Here is a 20,848-nt window from a genome sequence, read left to right as displayed (position 1 = left end):
GAACGATCGCCCCCTGGCAAAGGCGTCCCGCGGAGGAAGACGGGCCGTCTCACATCGCGGGACGCGCCGCGGCTCACGCCCCGCCGGGGAACGGCCAGGCGTTGGGCCGGCACGTCGCGCCGTCCGTCGTCAGGAACTTGGTCTGCTGCATCATCACCGGCGCCAGTGCGCCCTGCCGCGAGCAGCCCTCGTGGTTGCGCCCGAGCCGGTGCCCCACCTCGTGGTTGATGAGCATCTGCCGGTACGCGTGCATCCTGTCCGGGCCGTACGTCTCGGCGCCGCGCGCCCACCGGTACGCGTTGATCATGACGCGCTCGGTTGCCGCCGAGTCGCACGACACGTTGTCCTCGGTCGTGTCGAGCCCCGACTTGGCGCACCACTTGGCGGTGGTCCCGGGGCTCGCCAGCGTGATGACGAAGTCGGCGTCGCCCGACCCCACCCGCTGGAAGGCGCGCCGGCCGCCGTGCGCCCAGCTCCGCTCGTCGTTGAGGGTCTTGTGCACCGCGTCGGCGAACAGCTCCCCGTCCAGGCCCATCCCCTTCTCGACGTCGACCCGGTAGCGCTCCACCTTGCCGTGCCCCGGCGCCGCGGCGTCCCCGCCGACCGGCTCGAACTCCCCTGCGGCCGTCAGCTTCTCGTCCAGCGGGTAGGCCCGCGCCATCTTCTCGTCGTACGAGGCGGGGGCCGCCGGCTGCGTCGGCCGCGCCTGCGACCGGGAGGCCGCGTCGCCGCCGTCCGACCGCTCCTTCGCCCCGAGCGCCTGCGGCTTGCCGTCGTCCTGCCGGTGCCCGGCGACCTGCCCGGCCACCACGACGGCGAGCACCGTCGTCACGGCCGCCGCGGCCACGCCCGTGAAGGTACGGCCCTTGACGCTCTTCTTCCGGGAGCCGAACTGCGGCCCTTGCGCGCCGAGTTCGCCGGGCGCCGGGCCGCCGCCCGGCCCCTCGTCCCCGTCTTCCGCGCGCTCGAAGCCCACCGGCCGCCGGGGGGCGCGCTCCGGCGCTCCGGCGGCGAACACGTCGTCCTGCGCGTCCTCGGGGCCGCCGTGTCCCGGCTTCCCGGGTCCGTCCTCGAAGGCGTCCACGTAGTCCTGGCGCGGCGCCGGCACCCGGTTCTGCGGGGTGAAGGGGTAGCCGAGCGGTCCGGCGCCCGTGACGACGGGGCCGTCGGGGGCCTTCGGGGCAGGGTCGTTCGGGGTGGGGCCGTCCGGGGCGGGCCGGACCGCTCCCCCGGCGTCGTCGCCGAACGGCGCGAAACCGTGCGCGGGCGTGGCAGGCGCGGGAGGCGCCGCCTGCGGGCCACCGCCACGCGGCCGCGGGACGCCCGGCGCGCCCTGGACAGACGCGGTCCGCGGCGTGCCCGGCGCGGGCGCGGTCTGTGCCTCGCCCGCCGGCCGCCGGCGCCTGCGTCCCGTGCCCGGCCCCGGAGCGGGTACGGCACCGGCTGCCGCGCTCGCCGCGTCCGCGCCGCCCACCTCGGCTATCGCGGAGGTGCCATCGGCGGTCGCGGCCGGGTCCCGGCGGCTGTGACGTCCCACTCGGCCTGTCAGCTCCTACTCACGTCGGAGGGCGCGTCCGCACCGGCGGGCTGTCCCGCACCGGCGGCCTCGCCCGCCCCGGCCGCGCCCCGCGCGGCCGCGTCGTCGTCCAACAGCTCGCGGAAGGCCCGCGCCACCGTTTCCGGGCACTCCATCATCGCCACGTGCCCCGCCTCCGGCAGCGTCAGCAGCCTGGAGCCGCGGAAAGCGGCGGCCGCCCGGCGTGCCATCCGGAAGGAGACCAGGCGATCGCGCCCACCGTAGACGAGAAGCGTGGGCGCGAGCACCCGCTGGGCCTGACGCCACAGATTGTGCTGCCCGCCGAGCGTGTACGCATGGACAATGCCACGGGCGGAACGTTCCATCACCTCCCAGAAGTACGGCAGTTCGAGCCGGCGTGCGTACTCCTCGGCGGCGGCGGTGAAGCCGTCCGGGGTCACCAGGGCCGGGTCGCCGTAACACAGGGCCAGCACTTCACGGGTGCGCCGTTCCGGCGTCCAGTCCCGCGTCATCCTGCTGAACAGCCTGGTCACACCCGGTACCGCGAGCAGCCCGGTCGGCAGCGCCGACAGCTGCGGCCGCAGCTCGGGCAGCGCGGGCGAGATCAGCGTCAGGGTCCGTACGAGGTCGGGGCGGACCGCCGCCACCCGCGTCACCGCGGCGCCGCCCATCGAGTTTCCGAACAGGTGCACGGGGCCGCGGCCGCTCGCGTCCAGGTAACGGATGACCGCCCGCGCCTGCGCGGACACCGAGTAGTCACCGTCGTCCGGCGGCGGCGCGTCACCGAAGCCCGGCAGGTCCAGCGCCTCCCCCTCGACCCGGTCGGCCAGCATCGGCATCAGCGCGGACCAGTTCTGGGAGGACCCGCCGAGACCGTGGACGTACAGCGCGGGCGGCAGTCCGGCCCGCTTGCCCGGCACGCCCCGCACGCTCAGCGTCAGCCCCGGAAGGCTCACGGAACGCACCGTCTCCCCCGCGCCCACACGCGAGGGGCGGCCCGCCGGGGGCACCGGGAGCACGGCGCGGGTGTCCGGCGAACCGGTCGACTCCGTCGAAGACATGGATTCGATGTTACGAGACGATCACGCCGCCGATCGTGTGTTCGCGCTCACACACCACATCGCAATTCGTAACCCGCTCTCTTAGGCTCGGCCCCAGAGGGCACCCGTGAGATGAGCGCTCGTGTGCGGACGCTCACCCCGGCCTCCGAAGTACGAGAGAAAGGGAGCCACCATGCCCGTCGACCCGACCGACCCGGACACCTTCGAGGACGAGACGGACACCACGGAGTTCGACGTCGAGGCGCCGGAAGCCGACGCCGCGGAGCAGCACACGGACCTCGCTCAGCGTCGCGACGAGCCGCTGACCGGCGCCGATCCGGACGCCGCCGACGAGGCGGACCGCGCCGAGCAGGCCCGCGTCGTGGACCTCGACGAAGACGATTACCGATGACCTGGGGCCATATGTCGGCTTCCCACAGCGTTCGACGGCGGATTTTCTCGCCCTTGACCACGCACAGCCGGGTTACTCAAAAGTACGATGGCGTCCGCGGCGCATCGCTGTGTATACGCCGCGGACGGAACCACACCTGGGAGGCAGCGTGAGCGCCATCGAGCAGACCGAGGCGGCACGCCCGCGGGGCACACGCCTGCCACGCCGAGCCCGGCGCAACCAGCTCCTGGGCGCGGCCCAGGAGGTCTTCGTGGCGCAGGGCTACCACGCGGCCGCGATGGACGACATCGCCGAGCGCGCCGGCGTCAGCAAGCCCGTGCTCTACCAGCACTTCCCCGGCAAGCTGGACCTCTACCTGGCCCTGCTGGACCAGCACTGCGAGGCCCTGCTGCAGTCGGTCCGCACCGCCCTCGCCTCCACCACCGACAACAAGCAGCGCGTCGCCGCGACGATGGACGCCTACTTCGCGTACGTGGAGGACCCGGGCGGCGCCTTCCGCCTCGTCTTCGAGTCCGACCTCACCAACGAGCCCGCCGTGCGCGAGCGGGTCGACAAGGTCTCCCTGGAGTGCGCCGAGGCGATCAGCGAGGTCATCGCCGAGGACACCGGTCTGTCCAAGGACGAGTCGATGCTGCTGGCCGTCGGGCTGGGTGGCGTCTCCCAGGTCGTGGCGCGCTACTGGCTCTCCTCGGAGAGCACCGTGCCGCGCGAGACGGCCGTCCAGCTGCTGACCTCGCTCGCCTGGAAGGGCATCGCGGGCTTCCCGCTGCACGGCGCCGAAGGCCAGTGAGCCGCTGAGGGGCGCGGCGGGCCGTCGGGGCGCCGCGGGCCGCCCGGCCCGCCCCGTCCGGCACCGGTGTCCCGCCGCTGTTCGCTTCTGGCGTGCTCCGCGGCGTCCTGTCCGTCCGCGTACCGGGCTAATGTGTGCTGCGTACGGCGCGGATTTCCGCGCATCTTCCCGTGGCTGCGCCAGGGGAAAACCGAGACCGTCGGAGGGACAAAGCCGTGGAGGTCAAGATCGGCGTGCAGCACGCGCCCCGCGAGATCGTTCTGGAGAGCGGGCAGACCGCCGAGGACGTCGAGCGAGCGGTGGCGGACGCACTGGGCGGCAAGTCGCAGCTGCTGAGCCTCGTGGACGATCACGGCCGCAAGGTCCTGGTCCCGGCGGACCGGCTGGCCTATGTGGAAATCGGCGAGCAGACCGTTCGCAAGGTCGGTTTCGGCACGCTGTAGCCGGCCGCGGGCCCCTGGGCGGGCCCGCGCACCCGTCACGGAAGCGGCGGCCCGGAGAGATCGTCTCCGGGCCGCCGCTTTCGTGTCCCGTTCGTGCCCCGCCGCCCCGCCGACTCCGTGCGCCGGCGAGGGTTGCGGCGCATTCTCCCTGGGTACGACCGCCTGTGACCGATTTGTGTCGTCCAACCGGTCATCACCGCGGGAGGGATAAACCATGGTCCTGGAAGCTCTCGGCTCCCTGATCGTCGGGCTCGCCATCGCCCTGGCCGCCACACGCCGCCTGCCGGACCGGTTCCCCGCCCGCCCCCTGACCCTGGCGACGGGCCCCGTCGCGGCTCTCCTCGGTGCCTTCCTCGCCCACTCGATCATGGGCCCCGGCCACCCCGTCCAGATCCTCCTGGCCGCCGCCGGCCTGAGCGCGGCCATGCTCTCGCTCCTGGTCCGGCCGGGCCGCGGGCTGCTGCCGGTCCGGGGGATGGCGCGGTAGCGGACAGGAGACGGGCCCGCCGCGTGCGCGGCGGGCCCCGACGCGTTCGAGGGCGCCCTACGCGGCCAGGCCCAGCGCGGCCATCCGCTTCGTGTGCGCCTCCGTGATCCGCGAGAACATCCGCCCGACCTCCGCGAGGTCGAACCCGTCGGCGACCCCGCCGACCAGCATCGTCGACAGCGAGTCACGGTCGGCCACGACGCGCTGCGCCTGGGACAGCGCCTCGCCCATGAGCCGCCGCGCCCACAGCGCGAGCCGGCCGCCGACCCGGGGGTCGGCCTCGATCGCGGCCCGTACCTTCTCGACGGCGAACGTCGCGTGCCCGGTGTCGTCGAGGACGCCGAGGACCAGGTCCCGGGTGTCGGAGTCGAGCCGGGCCGCCACCTCGCGGTAGAAGTCGCTGGCGATCGAGTCGCCGACGTACGCCTTGACCAGGCCCTCCAGCCAGTCCGACGGCGCGGTCTGCCGGTGGAACTCGTCCAGCGCCGCGGCGAACGGCTCCATCGCCTCGTTCGGCTCGGCCTCGATCTGCGCGAGCCGGTCGCGGAGCCGCTCGAAGTGATGGAATTCGGCCGACGCCATCTTGGCCAGCTCGGCCTTGTCGTCCATGGTCGGCGCCAGCTTCGCGTCCTCCGCGAGCCGCTCGAAGGCGGACAGCTCGCCGTAGGCGAGGGCGCCCAGCAGGTCGATCACCGCGGCCCGGTACTGCGGTTCCTCGGAGGCGGCGGCCCAGTCCCGGGCGGCGATCCCGGTGTGTTCTCGATCATCTTCGGCGGTGTGCGCTGCGTTGTCAGGCGTCTCCATGAAGCGCACAATAGCCCGCTGCGCAAGCGGGGGAAGTGGCTGGTCAGCCACTCCCGTCCCACCCGACCGAACGATTGCCCGGACACACGTGTGCGTATCCGGGGTATGGTGGTAATGCGCCCGCCGAGTATCGGTGGGTTGTTCCACGCATGCGGATGCCCGGTCGGTGGCCCGATCGGCTCCAACCCGACCGCCCTTTTTCGCGGCGCGTACGCGACGTACGTACAGCGAGAGGGACACCGCTCGCGGTTCGAGTGCTTGAGCGAAGGCAGTGGTCCCGCGCCATCCGGCTGATCAAAGGCCGGCCCGTACGAAACCGTGCGAGGGCGCGGTACGACCCCCTTGGCCGCCTCGTGCCGCGTCTCACAGAAGAGGCAAGATTCTGTCTACGTTCCGAGACCTCGGGATCCTCCCCGAGACCGCCGAAGCCCTTGAGGCCGTCGGCATCACGTCCCCCTTCCCCATCCAGGAGATGACGCTCCCCGTGGCCCTGGCGGGCTCCGACGTCATCGGCCAGGCCAAGACCGGCACCGGCAAGACCCTGGGATTCGGGCTCCCCCTCCTGGAGCGCGTCACCGTCCCCGCCGACGTCGAGGCGGACCGGGCCACGCCCGAGCAGCTCACCGACGCCCCGCAGGCCCTCGTGGTGGTGCCCACCCGCGAGCTGTGCCAGCAGGTCACCAACGACCTCCTGACCGCCGGCAAGGTCCGTAACGTGCGGGTGCTGTCGATCTACGGCGGCCGTGCGTACGAGCCCCAGGTGGAGGCCCTCAAGAAGGGCGTCGACGTGATCGTCGGCACCCCGGGCCGCCTGCTGGACCTGGCGGGCCAGAAGAAGCTGAACCTCTCGCACGTCAAGGCGCTCGTCCTGGACGAGGCCGACGAGATGCTGGACCTGGGCTTCCTGCCCGACGTCGAGCGCATCATCAACATGCTGCCGGTCCGCCGCCAGACCATGCTGTTCTCCGCGACCATGCCGGGCGCGGTCATCGGCCTGGCCCGGCGCTACATGTCGCAGCCCACGCACATCCGCGCCGCGGCGCCGGACGACGAGGGCCAGACCGTCGCCAACATCAAGCAGCACGTCTTCCGTGCCCACTCGATGGACAAGCCGGAGCTGGTCTCCCGCATCCTCCAGGCGAACGGCCGCGGTCTGGCGATGATCTTCTGCCGTACGAAGCGGACCGCCGCCGACATCGCCGACCAGCTCGCGCGCCGCGGCTTCGCCTCCGGCGCGGTCCACGGCGACCTCGGCCAGGGCGCGCGCGAGCAGGCGCTGCGCGCGTTCCGCAACGGCAAGGTCGACGTGCTGGTCTGCACCGACGTCGCCGCCCGCGGCATCGACGTCGAGGGTGTGACGCACGTCGTCAACTACCAGTCCCCCGAGGACGAGAAGACCTACCTGCACCGGATCGGCCGGACCGGCCGCGCGGGTGCCAAGGGCATCGCGATCACGCTGGTCGACTGGGACGACATCCCGCGCTGGAAGCTGATCAACAAGGCGCTGGACCTGCCGTTCGACGAGCCGGAGGAGACGTACTCCACCTCCGCGCACCTCTACGAGCTGCTGGAGATCCCCGAGGGCACGACTGGCGTCCTGCCGCGCGCGGAGCGCAAGCGTGCCGGGCTGGCGGCCGAAGAGGTCGAGGACCTGGGCGAGACCGGCGGCCGCGGCCGCGGTCCGCGCCGGGGCGCGCCCGCCGTCGTCGAGGAGGAGCGTCCGCAGCGCACCCGTACGCCGCGCCAGCGCCGCCGGACGCGGGGCGGCGCCCCGCTGGACGGTACGGACGCCGAGCAGCAGACCGGGACGGCAGCGCCGTCCGAGAGCGGTACCGCCGCTTCCGACGGGCCGCGCCAGCCGCGCCGCCGCCGCCGTACGCGCGGCGGCGCCGGCCAGGCACCGGCAGCCGTGACCCCGGCCCGTGACGAGACGGCGCCGGACGCCATCGGGGGCACCGCGCCCGAGGCCGGCCAGGCCGCCGAGGCGACCGCCGCGCCGGCCAAGCCGCGCCGCCGCCGTACGCGGGGCGCCGCGAGCGCCGCCGCCCCGGCGGACACGGCGGCCCGTACCGCCGTGGACACGGCCGAGGCGCCCGCCGAGACCGTGACGGTCCCGGCCCAGGCCACCGCCGAGCCGGTCGTCGCGGAAGCGCCGGCGGCCGTCGAGGCCGAGGCGCCCGCGAAGCCCCGTCGCCGTACGCGCAGCACCAAGCCCGCGGCGGAGGCCGCCGTGGAGACGGTGGAGAGCACGGAGACGGTGGAGAGCACAGAGCCGGTCGCGGACGAGGCCCCGGCCAAGCCGCGCCGCACCCGCAAGACCGCCGCCACCAAGAAGGCCGAGGCCGCCGTGGAGACGGCCGAGAGCACGGAGACGGTGGAAAGCGCGGAGCCGGTCGCGGACGAGGCCCCGGCCAAGCCGCGCCGCACCCGCAAGACCGCCGCCACCAAGAAGGCGGAAGCCGCCGTGGACACGGCCGAGGCCGCCGAGCCGGCGACGGACGAGGCACCCGCCAAGCCGCGTCGCACGCGCAAGACGGCCGCCGCCAAGAAGGCCGAGGCCGCCCCGGCCGCCGACACCGCCACGGACGAGGAGGCCCCGGCCAAGCCGCGCCGTACCCGCAAGACCGCGGCCGCCAAAAAGGCGGAAGCCGCGGTGGACACGGCCGAGAGCACGGAGCCGGTCGCGACCGAGGAGGCACCCGCCAAGCCGCGTCGCACGCGCAAGACGGCCGCCGCCAAGAAGGCCGAGGCCGCCCCGGCCGCCGACGCCACCGCGGACGAGGAGGCCCCGGCCAAGCCCCGCCGCACCCGCAAGGCCGCCGCGAAGAAGACCGTCGCGAAGGCCCCGGCCGAGGGCTGATACCGACCGCGCAGACGGCCCGGCTTCCCGCACCGCGGGGGCCGGGCCGTCGGCGTGTGCGCCCGCGCGCGTCGGTGCCGCGCGCCCCGGATAGCCTCGTCCCATGAGCAGGCCGCCCACTCTCACCTTGCCCTCGTGCGCCCGCGCGCGCCGACTCGTCACCACGCGCGGCGAGTTCGCCGTCCACGAAGCCCGCCCCGACGGGGCACCGGCCGGTACCGCGCTGCTCGTACCGGGGTTCACCGGCAGCAAGGAGGACTTCATCGCCCTCCTGGAGCCACTGGCCGCCGCCGGTTTCCGAGTGGTGGCCGTGGACGGCAGGGGGCAGCACGAGTCCCCCGGGCCGCGCGACGAATCGGCATACGGGCAGGGCGAGTTGGCGCAAGACGTGCTCGCCCAGGCGCGCGCCCTCGACGCCGGCCGGATACACCTTCTGGGGCACAGCCTCGGCGGCCTCCTCGCCCGCGCAGCCGTCCTGCGCGACCCCGTGCCCTTCTGCTCGCTGACCGTCATGAGTTCGGGCCCGGCCGCCATCGCCGCGTCCCAGCAGGCCCGCGTGCGGACGCTCATCGACGCCCTCGGGTCGCTGGACATGCAGACGGTGTGGCTGGCCATGCGCGAACTCGACCCGCCGGAGGCCGAGGACGCGGCCACCCCGCCCGAGACCGGCGCGTTCCTCCACCGGCGCTGGATGAACACCGTCCCGGAGCAGCTGATCGCCACCGGACGGCAGATGACGGCCGAGCCGGACCGGGTGGCGGAGCTGGCCGCCGTACCGCTGCCCAAGCACGTCGTGTCGGGCGTGACCGACTATGCCTGGCCGGTGCCGCAGATGGACGCGATGGCCGAGCGGCTGGGAGCCCGCCGTACGGTCGTCGAGGGCGCGGAGCACTCCCCCAACGCCGAGCGCCCGGCCGAGACGGCGGCGGCCCTCGCGGCCTTCTGGCACGGCGTGAGCTGACCCGGTTCCCCCGCCGGACTCTCCTCGGACTCTTTTCCGTCGTCCGCCGAAAGGACCTGCTGACCCGCAACGCGACGCCCTAACGCCGCGCCTGTACGTGCTCCCAGAAGCCGTCCCGCAGCGCCCGCCGCAGGTCCGCGTGCCCGCGGAGGGAGTGCCGCAGCAGCCCTTCCGCCGCCGTCAGCAGTTCCTGGTCGACCGAGCCCGGCAGATACGGGTGGCCGGGCAGCAGTTCGGTGACCCAGGGGACGCCGCGCTCGGCGAGCCAGGTGGCCGCGACCCGCGCGCCGACGAAGCGCACCTCGTCGCGGCTGGGCGCCTGGACGCCGCCGGCGGCGTCGGCCACCGGGTCCCCGTGGTCGTGCGCGACGGTCCGCCGGGTCACGTACGGCTTGCAGAACTCCAGGTCGAAGGTGCGCTGGCTGTCGACCTCCCACAGCAGCGGCTCGGCCTGGTTGCGCCCGTCGACCGCCTCGATGCCCCACAGGTGGACCCGGGCGCCGTAGCCCTGCGCCGCCTCCACCGCCGAGACCAGGTCCTCGTCGCCGCCGATCAGGACCGCGTCGCTGATCGCGCGGTGCCGGGCCAGTGACTCCAGGTCGGAACGGATCAGCGAGTCGACGCCCTTCTGCTGGTTGTTGGCGTTCAGGTTGCCGAGCCTGACCTTGACGTCGGGCAGTTCGGCGACGCGCTGCTGTTCCATGGTGTGGATGCGGCGCCGGGCGCCGTCGTACCAGTACACGCGCAGGAGGCGGCTGTCCGGGAAGATCGTGCGGGCCTTGTCGATGAACGCCTCGATCAGGCCTTCGGCGTCCAGGTCGAACGCCTTGCGGTCCTCCGTTCCGGCGACCAGCCGCCCGGCGGCGGCGTACACATAGCCGGCGTCGACGAAGGCGGCGTGGGTGGACGGGGTGGTGGCGACCTCGGCGAGCACCCTGGTGAGCAGCTCGTTGGTGCGCTCGATGCCTGCGAGCACCGCGGCGAGGTCGGTTGCGGGGCCGGTGGGCCGGACGTCGTCGTTCATACCGGTCTCATTGTCCGGCCGGTCACTCTGCGCGCACAACCGATCTCACTACCCGCCAGTACTTAGACGTCCGAAAATTTTCTTTAGCGTAGGGAATGATTGCAGGCAGCATGTCGTTGTACCCACTGGGCACGCAGGGCAGCGAAGCCTCGCGCACCCCACCTACAACACAAAAGTTCTCCGCAGGAGGATCAGACGAAGGGAGAAGCCGTTATGCGCTTCGAGATCATGCGCCTGGACGACGTCGACGGCGCCGCCGTGGACAGCACCGTCGTGGACGCCGCCTCCGTCAACCGGATCGTGCAGCAGGCCGCCGCAGTCGGCCAGCGCATCTACATCCGCCCAGCCGACACCGCCGCCCGATGACTCAGACCGCGTCACTCATGCGCGCGTAACGCGCCATGTCCGGCGCACGGAGCGCCCCGCACGAAGACTTCGCGCGGGGCGCTTCGCGCGTCCGGGGACGGCCGCGGACGGCGGAGCCGTACGCCGTCAGCCGCCGCGCACCACCTGTGTGACGCCGTTGATGATCTGCTGCACCGCGAGCGCGGAGAGCATCATTCCGGCCAGCCTGGTCACCAGCACCACACCGCCGTCCTTGATCACCCTGATGATCACCAGCGAGAAGCGCATCACGAGATAGAGCACCACGTGGATCGCGGCGATCGCCGCCCACACCGACAGCTCGCCCTTGATCCCGTCCGCGTGCTGCACCGCGAGGATCACCGACACGATCGCCCCGGGCCCCGCCAGCAGCGGCATGCCCAGCGGGACCAGCGCCACGTTGACGTCCTTGGTCTGCGTCGGCTGCTCCGACTTGCCGGTCAGCAGGCTGAGCGCGACGAGCAGGAGCAGCAGCCCGCCCGCGATCATCAGCGCGGGCGGCGTGATGTGCAGCCGGCCGAGGATCTGCTCCCCGAAGAGGCCGAAGACGGCGATGACGCAGAAGGCGACGGTCGCCGCCTGCCAGGCCATTTTGCGCTGCACCTTGGCGGGGCGCCCCGAGCTGAGGGCCAGGAAGATCGGGATGATCCCGGGCGGATCCATGATCACGAAGAGCGTGACGAAGAGGGTGCTGAAGACAGCGAAGTCGAACACAGTGATGGCCTTGCGAGAGGTGGTACGAGAGCGGTGGTACTGAAGAGGTAGTGGTGCTGAAGAGTCAGTGGTGCCGAGGGACAGCGGTGGCACGGGGGAGGGCCGGCAGCCGTCAGGAGAACGGGGCGAGGCACAGCGCACGGACCTGCGCACGCGGGTGTGGAAGCGGGCGTGCGCAGCCGAGGAAAGGCGCGACGGGAGATATGCCCGCCGGCCGGAGCGCGGGAAGGGTCAGCCGCCCGCGCCGGGCACGGGGAAGGCGCCGAACGCACGGCGCACGATCTCGCCGTATATCTCGGGGTCGGTGGTGTACTCACCGAGCGCGACGGTCTTGCGGCTGCCGTGGTAGTCGCTGGAGCCGGTGACCAGCAGGCCGAGGTCGGCGGCGAGGCCGCGCAGGCGCGCCCGCGCCGGGGCGTCGTGGTCCATGTGGTCCACCTCGATACCGTCCAGCCCGGCCGTCGCCAGCTCGGCGATGACGCTCTCGGGAACGGTCCGCCCGCGCTTGACCGCCATCGGGTGCGCGAAGACCGTCACCCCGCCCGCGGCCTTGACCAGCCGGACGGCGTCGAAGGGGTCCAGCTCGTGCTTGCCGACGTAGGCCCGGCCGTCGTTGGCGAGCCACTGCGGCGTGAAGGCGTCGGAGACGGTCTCGACGACGCCCAGTTCCACCATCGCGGCGGCGACGTGCGGCCGTCCCACGGCGCCGTCGCCGGCGATCCGCGCCACCTGCTCCCAGGTGATCGGCACGCCCAGTTCGCGCAGCTTGGCCACCATGCCGCGGGCCCGCGGCTCCCGGTCGTCGCGGACCAGCTCCCGCTCCCGGGCCAGCTCGGGCTCGTCGGGGTCGAAGAGGTACGCCAGCATGTGCATGCTCACATCGCCGACGCGGCAGGACAGCTCGGCGCCGGTGACCAGCGTGAGCCCCTCGGGCAGCGCGGCCCTGGCCTCGGCGTGGCCGCCCACGGTGTCGTGGTCGGTCAGCGCGACGACGTCCAGCCCGGCAGCGGCAGCGTTGCCTACCAGCTCGGCGGGGGTGTCCGTACCGTCGGAAGCAGTGGAGTGGGTGTGCAGATCGATGCGCACGACGCTGACTCCAGACTGCTGCGGGACCGGCCAGGGGGACATCAGAAGGATACCGGCCGCCCTCCGGCCCCTCGAACACGCGCCCGCGGGGCCGCCGGGCCCGCCCCGCCTCTCAGGTGAGCAGGCGCGGGGACAGCGCCCCGCACGGCAGCAGGTCCACCTCGGCGCCCGCGTCCCGCAGGTCGGTCAGCACCAGTTCGTCGTACAGCAGCAGTCCCGACTCGGCCGGCCAGACCACCGCCCACAGCCACAGTCCGCGCGCCTCGCCCGCGAAGACCGCGCGGTCCTCGGGCGCGCCCTCGACGTGCCACAGTGGCGTCGGGCGCCCGGCCGCCAGCACCTTGACGTGCGGCGACTTGTCCACGCACATGTGCGGGCCCGGGTCGGGGCCGTCGATGCCCGCGTACCGCGCGCCGAGGCCGACGCCCAGTTCCTCGGCGATCAGCAGCAGCTCCCCCGGCCCGCCGAGCGGTCCCGGGCCCGAGCAGGCCACGGCCGTGGCGCGCCCGCCGCTGCGGTCGTCGCCGGCGCAGGCCACGCCCGTGAACAGCCAGCCGACCGGCAGCGGCCACGGCATCCACACGGGAACCCGGGCACGGCGTACGACCACGGCCAGCGCTTCGACGCTGGGCGGGACGACCGGTTGCAGAGGATGCACGGTGCCGTGCACGCCGCACTGCCAGGAGTCGGCAAAGAGACCGGGCGCCCGCACCCGGCCACCGCACTTCGGGCAACTGGGTTCGCCCCTCATAGAGCCCCACGGTCCTCTTGGCCGGCTGCCGCGTCAAGGACGATCACCCATCCGGCGCCCCGGTCACCCGGACCCCCATTTAGTTGTAGCTTGCACTCTTTAGGGCAACTAACTTATTGTGTGTATACGTCAACGTTTCCCGCGGGAGCGGCGGCCGCGCCGGACGCGGCGCCGCGCGACGGACGCGGCCGAGCAGGAAGGGGACAGCGGTATGCGGGCAGCCGGCACCAGTGGCCACAGCGCCGGGCACGATCCGTTCGACGAGGGCGGGACCAGCATCCTGCGGCAGCCGATGGCCGTCTGGGCCACCACGGGCGCCTCGGTCGTCGCCTTCATGGGCATCGGCCTCGTCGACCCGATCCTGCCCTCCATCGCCCAGGGCCTGCACGCCTCGAACAGCCAGGTCTCCCTGCTGTTCACCTCCTACTTCCTGATCACCGCGGTCGCGATGCTGGTCACCGGCTTCGTCTCCAGCCGGATCGGCGGCCGCAGGACGCTGCTCGCCGGGCTGGCGCTCGTGGTGGTCTTCGCCGCCCTGTCCGGCACGTCCTCGTCGGTCGGCGAACTGGTCGGCTTCCGTGCCGGCTGGGGCCTCGGCAACGCCCTGTTCGTCTCCACCTCGCTCGCCGTCATCGTGGGCGCGGCGAATCCCATGGGGGCATCGCGAAGCGATTCGGCTCGGGGCGGTGGCGGGCGACGGGCGGGAAGCGCCGCGGCGATCCTGCTGTACGAGTCGGCGCTCGGCCTCGGCATGGCCTGCGGGCCGCTGCTCGGCGCGGTCCTCGGCGACATGAAGTGGCGCTACCCCTTCTTCGGCACCGCCGTCCTGATGGCCGTCGGCTTCGTCGCCATCACCGCGTTCCTCAAGGAACAGCCCCGGCCGGCCCGCAAGACGTCGGTCCTGGACCCGGTCAAGGCCCTCGGCCACGGCGGCCTGGCCTCCACCGCCGTCTCCGCGTTCTTCTACAACTACGCGTTCTTCACGGTGCTGGCGTTCACGCCGTTCGTGCTCGACATGAGCCCGTACAAGTCCGGCGGGGTCTTCTTCGCCTGGGGCGTGCTGCTCGCCGTCTTCTCCGTGCTGGTCGCGCCGCGCCTCCAGGAGCGCTTCGGGTCGCTGAAGGTCCTGGGCGGCTCGCTGGTGCTGCTCGCCGCCGACCTCGTCGTCCTGGGGTACGGCAACCACGCCACGGCCATCGTCTGCACGATCCTGTCCGGCGCCTTCATCGGCCTGAACAACACCGTCTTCACGGAGCTGGCGCTCGGCGTCTCCGACGCGCCGCGGCCGGTGGCGAGCGCGGGCTACAACTTCGTGCGCTGGTTCGCCGCGGCGGCCGCGCCGTTCCTGGCGCCGAAGATCGAGGAGTGGACCGACGTCCACGTCCCGTTCGTGGTCGCCGCCCTCGCGGCGCTGGCCGGCGCGGCCATCGTGGCCGTACGGCGCCGGGCGCTGACCGTACGGGCCCACGACCTGGAGCCGCGGCACGCCACGGAGGACGGCGTCTCCGCCTTCGCCGGCTGACGGCCCCTCACCCCGGCCGCGTAGGGGCCCGGCTACGCCAGCGCCACGCCCGTACGCAGCGGGTCGCGCAGGTCCGTGCCGCCCTTGAGCCACCGCTCCCGGAGGGCCTCCGCGCCGTGCACCCGCTTCCAGGCGGCCTCGTTGGGCGTCATCGGCAGGAGCGGGAGGAAGCGGACCGGGTCCAGCGGGTCGTCCAGCTCCAAATCCTCGACCAGCCCGCCGGGCTCCGCGACCAGTACGGAGGTGAACGGCGCGCCGGGCCACAGCGGCTCCCCCACGTCCAGCGACGCCCCCGGCGCCACGATCAGGCCCTCGACCTGCGGAGACGCGGCGAGCACCGCCAGCGGCCTGAGCACCTTGTCGGTGTCGGCGCGCCCGGCCTTCACCGACAGCACCAGTTCGGCGCGCGGGCCGCGCACCGGGTCGGCCAGCACCGCCGTGGGATCGGTCATCGGCCGGTCCGACATTCCGAGGGTGACGTATCGCACGAGGTCGCCGTCGGGCCCGCCGCCGGCGAACCGCAGGACCTCGATACGGTCGGTCCCGAGAAAGGTGACGGCGGCGCGCGCGTCCGGCTCGCCCAGGGTCGTGCGCAGGCGGGCTTCGACCAGCTCAAGAACGTCAGACATGCCGCGAGCATAGGCCGGGCGCAGGGCCCGGGCGGGGCCGCCCGGTGGCCGGCGGCGCCGGGCCCGCGGCACCGTGCGTATGGAACGGGCAAAGGCGCGCCGGATCGGTTCTGTCGGCTGATAGCCTTGCCGTCTGGTCAGGGAATGACGTCGTCCCCCAGCGGGGACCGGCCGGAGGAGGTGGGGCTGCGGTGGATCCAAGTCGACCGTGCAGTACCGACAGTTCTCCTGTCATCCCCCCGCGCGCGCAGCGACTCCCTTGATCCAGAGGCTTCCGTACCCCCGCCGTCCGCGGCGAAACCCGTGAAGTGCCTTTGCGCCGGAAGTAGATGACGGAAGAGCGCCTTCGACTCTCGTTTCCGTGTTTTCTGCGAACTGCCGTCAGACCTGCGCACGGAGCGCCGCCCGCTTTGCGGACGTACGGCCAGCGCCGTCTCGTACGTCCTCGTTCCGGGCAGCGTTACGCCGCGCGCCCGCAGCTGGCGGCCGGCCCGTGAAGGAGCCTGCCCATGTCGATGATCCGCGACCTGCGTGCCGCCGTCCGCCCGTCCCGGCGGCGCGAGGACTCCCCGTACAAGTACGAAGCCGACCCCCGCGCGGCCGGTCACGCCAACAGCGCCATCGTGGACTGCGGGATCTACCGCGACGGCCGGCGCGTCAGCGGCCACGTCACCCCGTCCCAGGCCATGGCGGGCGTCCAGGCCGAGGGGGGCTTCACCTGGATCGGGCTGCACGAGCCCACCGAGGCGGAATTCGCGGAGATCGCAAGGGAGTTCGGGCTGCACCCGCTCGCCGTGGAGGACGCGGTCCACGCCCACCAGCGCCCGAAGCTGGAGCGCTACGACGACACCCTGTTCACCGTCTTCAAGACGGTCCACTACGTCGAGCACGCCGAGCTGACCGCCACCAGCGAGGTCGTGGAGACCGGCGAGGTGATGTGCTTCACCGGCCGGGACTTCATCGTCACCGTCCGGCACGGCGGCCAGGGCTCGCTGCGCGCCCTGCGCCACCGCCTCCAGGACGACCCCGAGCTGCTGGGCAAGGGCCCGTCCGCGGTGCTGCACGCCATCGCCGACCAGGTCGTGGACGGCTACATCGCGGTGGCCGGCGCGGTGCAGGACGACATCGACGAGGTGGAGATCGACGTCTTCAGCTCCGGCTCGGACGGCAAGGGCGCGAACTCCGGCAAGGGCTCGGCCAAGGGCGGCGACGCCGGGCGGATCTACCAACTCAAGCGCGAGGTACTGGAGTTCAAGCGCGCGGTGTCGCCGCTGCTGCGGCCCATGCAGCTGCTGAGCGAGCGGCCGATGCGGCTGGTCGACTCCGACATCCAGAAGTACTTCCGGGACGTGGCCGACCACCTCGCCCGCGTCAACGAGCAGGTGCTCTCCTTCGACGACCTGCTCAACTCGATCCTGCAGGCCAACCTGGCGCAGGCGACGGTGGCGCAGAACGAGGACATGCGCAAGATCACCTCGTGGGCGGCGATCTTCGCCGTGCCGACGATGATCGCCGGCATCTACGGCATGAACTTCGACTACATGCCCGAGCTGAAGTGGAAGTACGGCTACCCGCTCGTCCTGCTGGTCACCGTCGGCATCTGCTTCGGCATCCACCGCGGCTTCAAGCGCAACGGCTGGCTGTGACGCCCGGCGGCCGGGGCTGCCCGCCCACGGCCCATTAGGCTGATCCCATGACGGAGACCGTGTCGCAGGCGCTGCTGGACCGAGCGCTCATCGAAGAGGCCACGAAGAAGTCCGGCCTCATCTGGGTGCAGGGCACCACGGGCCCGGCGCGGGCCCTGTGGCACGTCTGGCACGACGGCGCCGCGTGCCTGGTCGGAGCGGGCTCCGATGGCGGCAGGACCGCCGGGCCCGCCGACGAGCAGCCGCTGCACGACCTCGGCCTCGTGGACGGCGGCACCGCGACCGTCACCGTGCGCAGCAAGGACAAGGGCGGCCGGCTGGTCGCCTGGCAGGCCGAGGTCACCGAGCTGGCACCGGACAGCGAGGCGTGGCAGGCCGCCGTGGAGGACCTCAAGGGCAAGCGGCTCAACGCGCCGGACGCGGAGACGATGCCGCGGCGCTGGGCGCGCGAGTGCCGCGTCCTGCGGCTGGCGCCGACCGCCCCCGCACCGGCCCGTACGGACTTCGGCGACGCCTCGCACGCCGCCACCCCCCTGCCCACCCCGGCCACCACCCGCCACCCCGTCCCCGCCGCCCTCCCCAAGCTCCTCCGCCGCAAGCGCACCCGCTGACGCGGGGAGGAGACGGGGCGAGGCCTGGAGCCTGGGCCTCACAGCGCGCTAATCGCCGATCGTGATCTGCTTGCCGTAGTCGATGACCTGGCTCGCCTCCGGCGCCCGCAGTTCCACCGGCTGCCCCCAGTCGGCGAGCCGTACCTCCCCCGCGCCGCCCGCGCGGCGGAGCCGCAGCGGGTAGGGCTTGCCTTCGAGGGAGACGTCGAGCGTGCCGCCCGCGCCCTGGCCTGCGGCTATGCGGATCGTGCGGGTGCCGCCGAGGGTGCCGCGCTCGCCCGTGGCCAGTTTCCCGTGCAGGCCGAGCAGGCTGCCGAGCAGTACGTCCTTGTCCGTAAAGCCGCTGAAGCGCTTGTAGACGGGGTCCGTGGCCGGCACCTTCACGTACTTGCCGACCAGCTTGGAGGCGGCCCCCTCGTCGTTCGTCGAGGGGTTGGCGTTCTTCTCGCGGGCCCAGAAGCCGGCGTCCGCCTTGAGGTAGAGCGCGTCACCGACCCGCAGCAGCTGGAAGGTGGCCGCCTTCGTGGACAGCTCGCCGCGGCCGCCTTCCTTGCCGAGCCGCATGTCCAGCTTGTAGGTCCGGCCCTGGCTGACGAGGTTTCCGGAGAGCCGCACCGTACCGGCGCCGCGGGCGGCTTCCTGCGCCTTGGCCTGGATCTTGTCGGCGGGCAGCTTGCCGACCCCGTTCGTACCGGCGTCCGGGTCCTCGGCCGCACACCCCGCCAGCGCCGCGACGAGCACCGCGCACACCGCCCCCGGCAGCGCCCCTCGCCTGCGGTGCGGCACGGCCGGGCGGCGGGAGCAGGCCACCGAGGGGCCTCCCGAGGGGAATGCGGTCACGACTGCTCTGCCTCCTGCTGCTGCGGACGACCTCGACGGCAGTACGGCAGCGTACCCGGGCCCGTGCACGTCGTACGGCGGAGCGCCCGGTGGACACCGTACGGACCTTTCCGCCGGGGCGGCCCCGGCCCGCGCACGTTAGCCTGAATTCGGATCAAGGCCCTCAACAGGGCTTTACCTGCGGAGAAGCGGCAACACGTAACGCCAGGGAAAGAGGGGCGCGGCCGCGGAGCCACGCGGCGGCCCGGACACGGCGCGGCAGCAACGGAAGCGAGGCACTCGGCATGGCGGTGGTCACTCCCCGCGTGTTCGTCTCCCACCTCTCGGGCATCGCCGTCTTCGACCCGAACGGCGACCAGGTGGGCCGGGTCCGCGACCTGGTGGCGATGCTGCGGGTCGGCGGCCGGCCGCCCCGCCTGCTGGGCCTGGTCGTCGAGGTGGTCAGCCGCCGCCGGATCTTCCTGCCGATGACCCGGGTGACGGGCGTGGAGTCCGGCCAGGTCATCACCACCGGCGTGGTGAACATGCGGCGCTTCGAGCAGCGCGCCTCGGAGACCCTGGTCCTCGGCGAGCTGCTGGACCGCCGGGTGCGCCTGGTGGAGACCGGCGAAGAGGCCACCGTCCTGGACATCGGCATCTCGCAGCTGCCGGCCCGCCGCGACTGGGAGATCGACAAGGTCTTCGTGCGGAAGGGGAAGGGGGGAGCGCTCAGGCGCAAGGGGGAGACGCTGACCGTGGAGTGGTCGGCGGTGACCGGGTTCTCGCTGGCGGAGCACGGGCAGGGCGCCGAGAGCCTGCTCGCCACCTTCGAGCAGCTGCGCCCCGCCGACCTGGCCAGCGCGCTGCACCACCTGTCGCCGAAGCGGCGCGGCGAGGTCGCCGCGGCCCTGGACGACGAGCGGCTGGCGGACGTCCTGGAGGAGCTGCCGGAGGACGACCGGGTCGAGATCATGGGCAAGCTCAAGGAGGAGCGGGCCGCCGACGTCCTGGAGGCGATGGACCCGGACGACGCCGCCGACCTGCTCTCCGAGCTGCCCGAGGACGAGAAGGAACGGTTGCTCGGTCTGATGCGGCCGGACGACGCGGCGGACGTACGCCGCCTGATGGCGTACGAGGAGCGGACGGCGGGCGGTCTGATGACGACCGAGCCGATCGTGCTGCGGCCGGACGCGACGATCGCGGACGCGCTGGCCCGGGTGCGCGACCCGGACCTGTCGCCGTCGCTGGCGGCGCAGGTGTACGTGTGCCGGCCGCCGGACGAGACGCCGACGGGCAAGTACCTGGGCCTGGTGCACTTCCAGCGGCTGCTGCGCGACCCCCCGTTCACGCTCGTCAGTTCCATCGCCGACACGGACCTGCCGCCGCTGCCGCCGGGCACCGGGCTGACCGAGGTGACCAGCTATCTGGCCACCTACAACATGGTGGCGGCGCCCGTGGTGGACGAGAGCGGCTCGCTGCTGGGCGCGGTGACCGTGGACGACGTACTGGACCACCTGCTGCCCGACGACTGGCGCGAGGCGGAGATGCACGGCCCGCCCGGCGTGGCAGGAATCAGGGAGGGAGAGCCGGACGATGGGCGCTGAGGAACGCGAGGGTGTGAAGGAGCGCGCGCGGGCGCTGGGCGCCGCTCCCGGGACCGGCCTGGGCGGCGGGCGCCCCCGGGTGCGCCTGGACCAGCCGCGCGCGCCCCGCCGGAGCCTGCTGCCGGAGTACGACCCGGAGGCGTTCGGGCGGCTGTCGGAGAAGATCGCCCGCTTCCTGGGAACCGGCCGCTTCATCGTCTGGATGACGGTGATCATCGTGCTGTGGATCATCTGGAACGTTTCCGCACCCGATCACCTGCGCTTCGACAAGTACCCCTTCATCTTCCTGACGTTGATGCTCTCGCTCCAGGCGTCGTACGCGGCCCCGCTGATCCTGCTGGCCCAGAACCGGCAGGACGACCGGGACCGGGTCACCCGCGAACAGGACCGCAAGCAGAACGAGCGGGCCATCGCGGACACCGAGTACCTGACCCGGGAGGTGGCGGCGCTCCGGCTCGGGCTGGGCGAGGTCGCCACCCGGGACTGGATCCGCTCCGAACTCCAGGACATGATCAAGGAGCTGGAGCTGCGTCAGCTGGTGGACGCCGAGAGCGAGCAGGAGAGCCGCCGCAGGGAGTAGACGGGCCGGAGGGCAGCGGGCGCCGGGAGCGACGAACACGACCGCCCACCAGCCTTTCCGGAGGACCCCCACCGGCCCCGTAGGCCCACCCGTCGCCCGACCACCGCCCCCTTGGGACGCGCTTCGCGCGGCCGTAGTGCCCTC

At 73.0% G+C, this 20,848-nt stretch carries 21 protein-coding genes; 12 read left to right on the top strand and 9 right to left on the bottom strand.

Translation table 11 applies throughout. The features are described 5' to 3' along the window. Positions 1 to 73 precede the first annotated feature (73 nt). Both ACH4K4_RS12360 and ACH4K4_RS12355 read right to left on the bottom strand, forming a co-directional pair. On the bottom strand, positions 74 to 1,537 hold the full coding sequence (locus ACH4K4_RS12360; RefSeq protein WP_398166791.1) for a DUF3152 domain-containing protein: 1,464 nt from the start codon (positions 1,535 to 1,537) through the stop codon (positions 74 to 76). Between the two features lie 8 nt (positions 1,538 to 1,545). Further along, positions 1,546 to 2,598, bottom strand: coding sequence for an alpha/beta fold hydrolase (locus ACH4K4_RS12355; protein ID WP_398166789.1), 1,053 nt, complete (start codon positions 2,596 to 2,598; stop codon positions 1,546 to 1,548). A 172-nt stretch (positions 2,599 to 2,770) separates the two neighbouring features. Here ACH4K4_RS12355 and ACH4K4_RS12350 point away from each other — a divergent pair, with 172 nt between their 5' ends. The 4 genes from ACH4K4_RS12350 (at position 2,771) to ACH4K4_RS12335 (ending at position 4,709) form a co-directional block, all read left to right on the top strand. Further along, positions 2,771 to 2,989 carry a hypothetical protein gene (locus ACH4K4_RS12350; protein ID WP_398166788.1) on the top strand — a complete coding sequence of 73 codons (219 nt, stop codon included), beginning with the start codon at positions 2,771 to 2,773 and terminating at the stop codon, positions 2,987 to 2,989. A 148-nt stretch (positions 2,990 to 3,137) separates the two neighbouring features. Next, positions 3,138 to 3,779 carry a TetR/AcrR family transcriptional regulator gene (locus ACH4K4_RS12345; RefSeq protein WP_365835949.1) on the top strand — a complete coding sequence of 214 codons (642 nt, stop codon included), beginning with the start codon at positions 3,138 to 3,140 and terminating at the stop codon, positions 3,777 to 3,779. A gap of 215 nt (positions 3,780 to 3,994) precedes the next feature. Next, a complete protein-coding gene (locus ACH4K4_RS12340) occupies positions 3,995 to 4,222 on the top strand; it encodes a DUF3107 domain-containing protein (RefSeq protein ID WP_360133309.1) in 228 nt (75 codons plus the stop codon). Between the two features lie 214 nt (positions 4,223 to 4,436). Beyond that, positions 4,437 to 4,709 carry a hypothetical protein gene (locus ACH4K4_RS12335; RefSeq protein WP_398166786.1) on the top strand — a complete coding sequence of 91 codons (273 nt, stop codon included), beginning with the start codon at positions 4,437 to 4,439 and terminating at the stop codon, positions 4,707 to 4,709. Positions 4,710 to 4,766: 57 nt separating this feature from the next. Here the strand turns inward: ACH4K4_RS12335 and ACH4K4_RS12330 are convergent, their stop codons facing one another. Next, positions 4,767 to 5,522 carry a ferritin-like fold-containing protein gene (locus ACH4K4_RS12330; protein WP_360127863.1) on the bottom strand — a complete coding sequence of 252 codons (756 nt, stop codon included), beginning with the start codon at positions 5,520 to 5,522 and terminating at the stop codon, positions 4,767 to 4,769. A 463-nt stretch (positions 5,523 to 5,985) separates the two neighbouring features. Between ACH4K4_RS12330 and ACH4K4_RS12325 the strand changes: the two genes are divergently transcribed. Both ACH4K4_RS12325 and ACH4K4_RS12320 read left to right on the top strand, forming a co-directional pair. Continuing rightward, the gene (locus tag ACH4K4_RS12325; protein ID WP_398166785.1) at positions 5,986 to 8,373 is read left to right on the top strand and encodes a DEAD/DEAH box helicase; all 2,388 of its coding nucleotides are present in this window, start codon (positions 5,986 to 5,988) and stop codon (positions 8,371 to 8,373) included. Positions 8,374 to 8,476: 103 nt separating this feature from the next. Next, a complete protein-coding gene (locus tag ACH4K4_RS12320) occupies positions 8,477 to 9,334 on the top strand; it encodes an alpha/beta fold hydrolase (protein ID WP_398166784.1) in 858 nt (285 codons plus the stop codon). A 79-nt stretch (positions 9,335 to 9,413) separates the two neighbouring features. Here the strand turns inward: ACH4K4_RS12320 and ACH4K4_RS12315 are convergent, their stop codons facing one another. Beyond that, entirely contained in the window at positions 9,414 to 10,358 is a 945-nt protein-coding gene (locus ACH4K4_RS12315) for an NYN domain-containing protein (RefSeq protein ID WP_398166782.1), read from the bottom strand. Positions 10,359 to 10,571: 213 nt separating this feature from the next. On the opposite strand from ACH4K4_RS12315, the gene ACH4K4_RS12310 reads away from it, so the two are divergent. Further along, on the top strand, positions 10,572 to 10,724 hold the full coding sequence (locus tag ACH4K4_RS12310; RefSeq protein ID WP_199810363.1) for a hypothetical protein: 153 nt from the start codon (positions 10,572 to 10,574) through the stop codon (positions 10,722 to 10,724). Between the two features lie 126 nt (positions 10,725 to 10,850). On the opposite strand, the gene ACH4K4_RS12305 is transcribed toward ACH4K4_RS12310, so the two are convergent. From ACH4K4_RS12305 to ACH4K4_RS12295, 3 genes are all read right to left on the bottom strand, one after another. Continuing rightward, the gene (locus ACH4K4_RS12305) at positions 10,851 to 11,456 is read right to left on the bottom strand and encodes a MarC family protein (RefSeq protein WP_360127848.1); all 606 of its coding nucleotides are present in this window, start codon (positions 11,454 to 11,456) and stop codon (positions 10,851 to 10,853) included. 231 nt (positions 11,457 to 11,687) lie between these two features. After that, positions 11,688 to 12,542, bottom strand: a complete 855-nt coding sequence (locus tag ACH4K4_RS12300; RefSeq protein WP_398166780.1) for a PHP domain-containing protein — start codon at positions 12,540 to 12,542, stop codon at positions 11,688 to 11,690. Positions 12,543 to 12,654: 112 nt separating this feature from the next. After that, positions 12,655 to 13,293, bottom strand: coding sequence for a DUF6758 family protein (locus ACH4K4_RS12295; RefSeq protein ID WP_360127845.1), 639 nt, complete (start codon positions 13,291 to 13,293; stop codon positions 12,655 to 12,657). Positions 13,294 to 13,504: 211 nt separating this feature from the next. Between ACH4K4_RS12295 and ACH4K4_RS12290 the strand changes: the two genes are divergently transcribed. After that, on the top strand, positions 13,505 to 14,815 hold the full coding sequence (locus ACH4K4_RS12290) for an MFS transporter (RefSeq protein ID WP_398166779.1): 1,311 nt from the start codon (positions 13,505 to 13,507) through the stop codon (positions 14,813 to 14,815). A 32-nt stretch (positions 14,816 to 14,847) separates the two neighbouring features. Here the strand turns inward: ACH4K4_RS12290 and ACH4K4_RS12285 are convergent, their stop codons facing one another. Next, positions 14,848 to 15,444: a suppressor of fused domain protein gene (locus ACH4K4_RS12285; protein WP_398166777.1), complete on the bottom strand. Its 597-nt coding sequence runs from the start codon at positions 15,442 to 15,444 to the stop codon at positions 14,848 to 14,850. A gap of 509 nt (positions 15,445 to 15,953) precedes the next feature. Here ACH4K4_RS12285 and ACH4K4_RS12280 point away from each other — a divergent pair. Both ACH4K4_RS12280 and ACH4K4_RS12275 read left to right on the top strand, forming a co-directional pair. Next, the gene (locus ACH4K4_RS12280) at positions 15,954 to 17,090 is read left to right on the top strand and encodes a magnesium and cobalt transport protein CorA (RefSeq protein ID WP_398166776.1); all 1,137 of its coding nucleotides are present in this window, start codon (positions 15,954 to 15,956) and stop codon (positions 17,088 to 17,090) included. A gap of 47 nt (positions 17,091 to 17,137) precedes the next feature. Then, positions 17,138 to 17,701, top strand: a complete 564-nt coding sequence (locus tag ACH4K4_RS12275) for a hypothetical protein (RefSeq protein ID WP_398166775.1) — start codon at positions 17,138 to 17,140, stop codon at positions 17,699 to 17,701. Positions 17,702 to 17,749: 48 nt separating this feature from the next. On the opposite strand, the gene ACH4K4_RS12270 is transcribed toward ACH4K4_RS12275, so the two are convergent. Next, positions 17,750 to 18,442 (bottom strand): hypothetical protein, encoded by a 693-nt coding sequence (locus ACH4K4_RS12270; protein ID WP_398167185.1) that lies wholly within the window; start codon positions 18,440 to 18,442, stop codon positions 17,750 to 17,752. A gap of 383 nt (positions 18,443 to 18,825) precedes the next feature. Between ACH4K4_RS12270 and ACH4K4_RS12265 the strand changes: the two genes are divergently transcribed. Then, the gene (locus ACH4K4_RS12265; RefSeq protein ID WP_398166774.1) at positions 18,826 to 20,124 is read left to right on the top strand and encodes a magnesium transporter MgtE N-terminal domain-containing protein; all 1,299 of its coding nucleotides are present in this window, start codon (positions 18,826 to 18,828) and stop codon (positions 20,122 to 20,124) included. Beyond that, on the top strand, positions 20,114 to 20,704 hold the full coding sequence (locus ACH4K4_RS12260; protein ID WP_398166773.1) for a DUF1003 domain-containing protein: 591 nt from the start codon (positions 20,114 to 20,116) through the stop codon (positions 20,702 to 20,704). Before ACH4K4_RS12265 ends, ACH4K4_RS12260 begins: the two co-directional genes overlap by 11 nt. The last annotated feature ends 144 nt before the right edge of the window (positions 20,705 to 20,848 follow it).

Origin of the sequence: Streptomyces sp. NPDC017529, from assembly GCF_044329785.1 — a bacterium.
In the GTDB taxonomy this organism is placed as follows: Bacteria; Actinomycetota; Actinomycetes; order Streptomycetales; family Streptomycetaceae; genus Streptomyces.
This window is presented reverse-complemented; position numbering and strand designations above follow the sequence as displayed.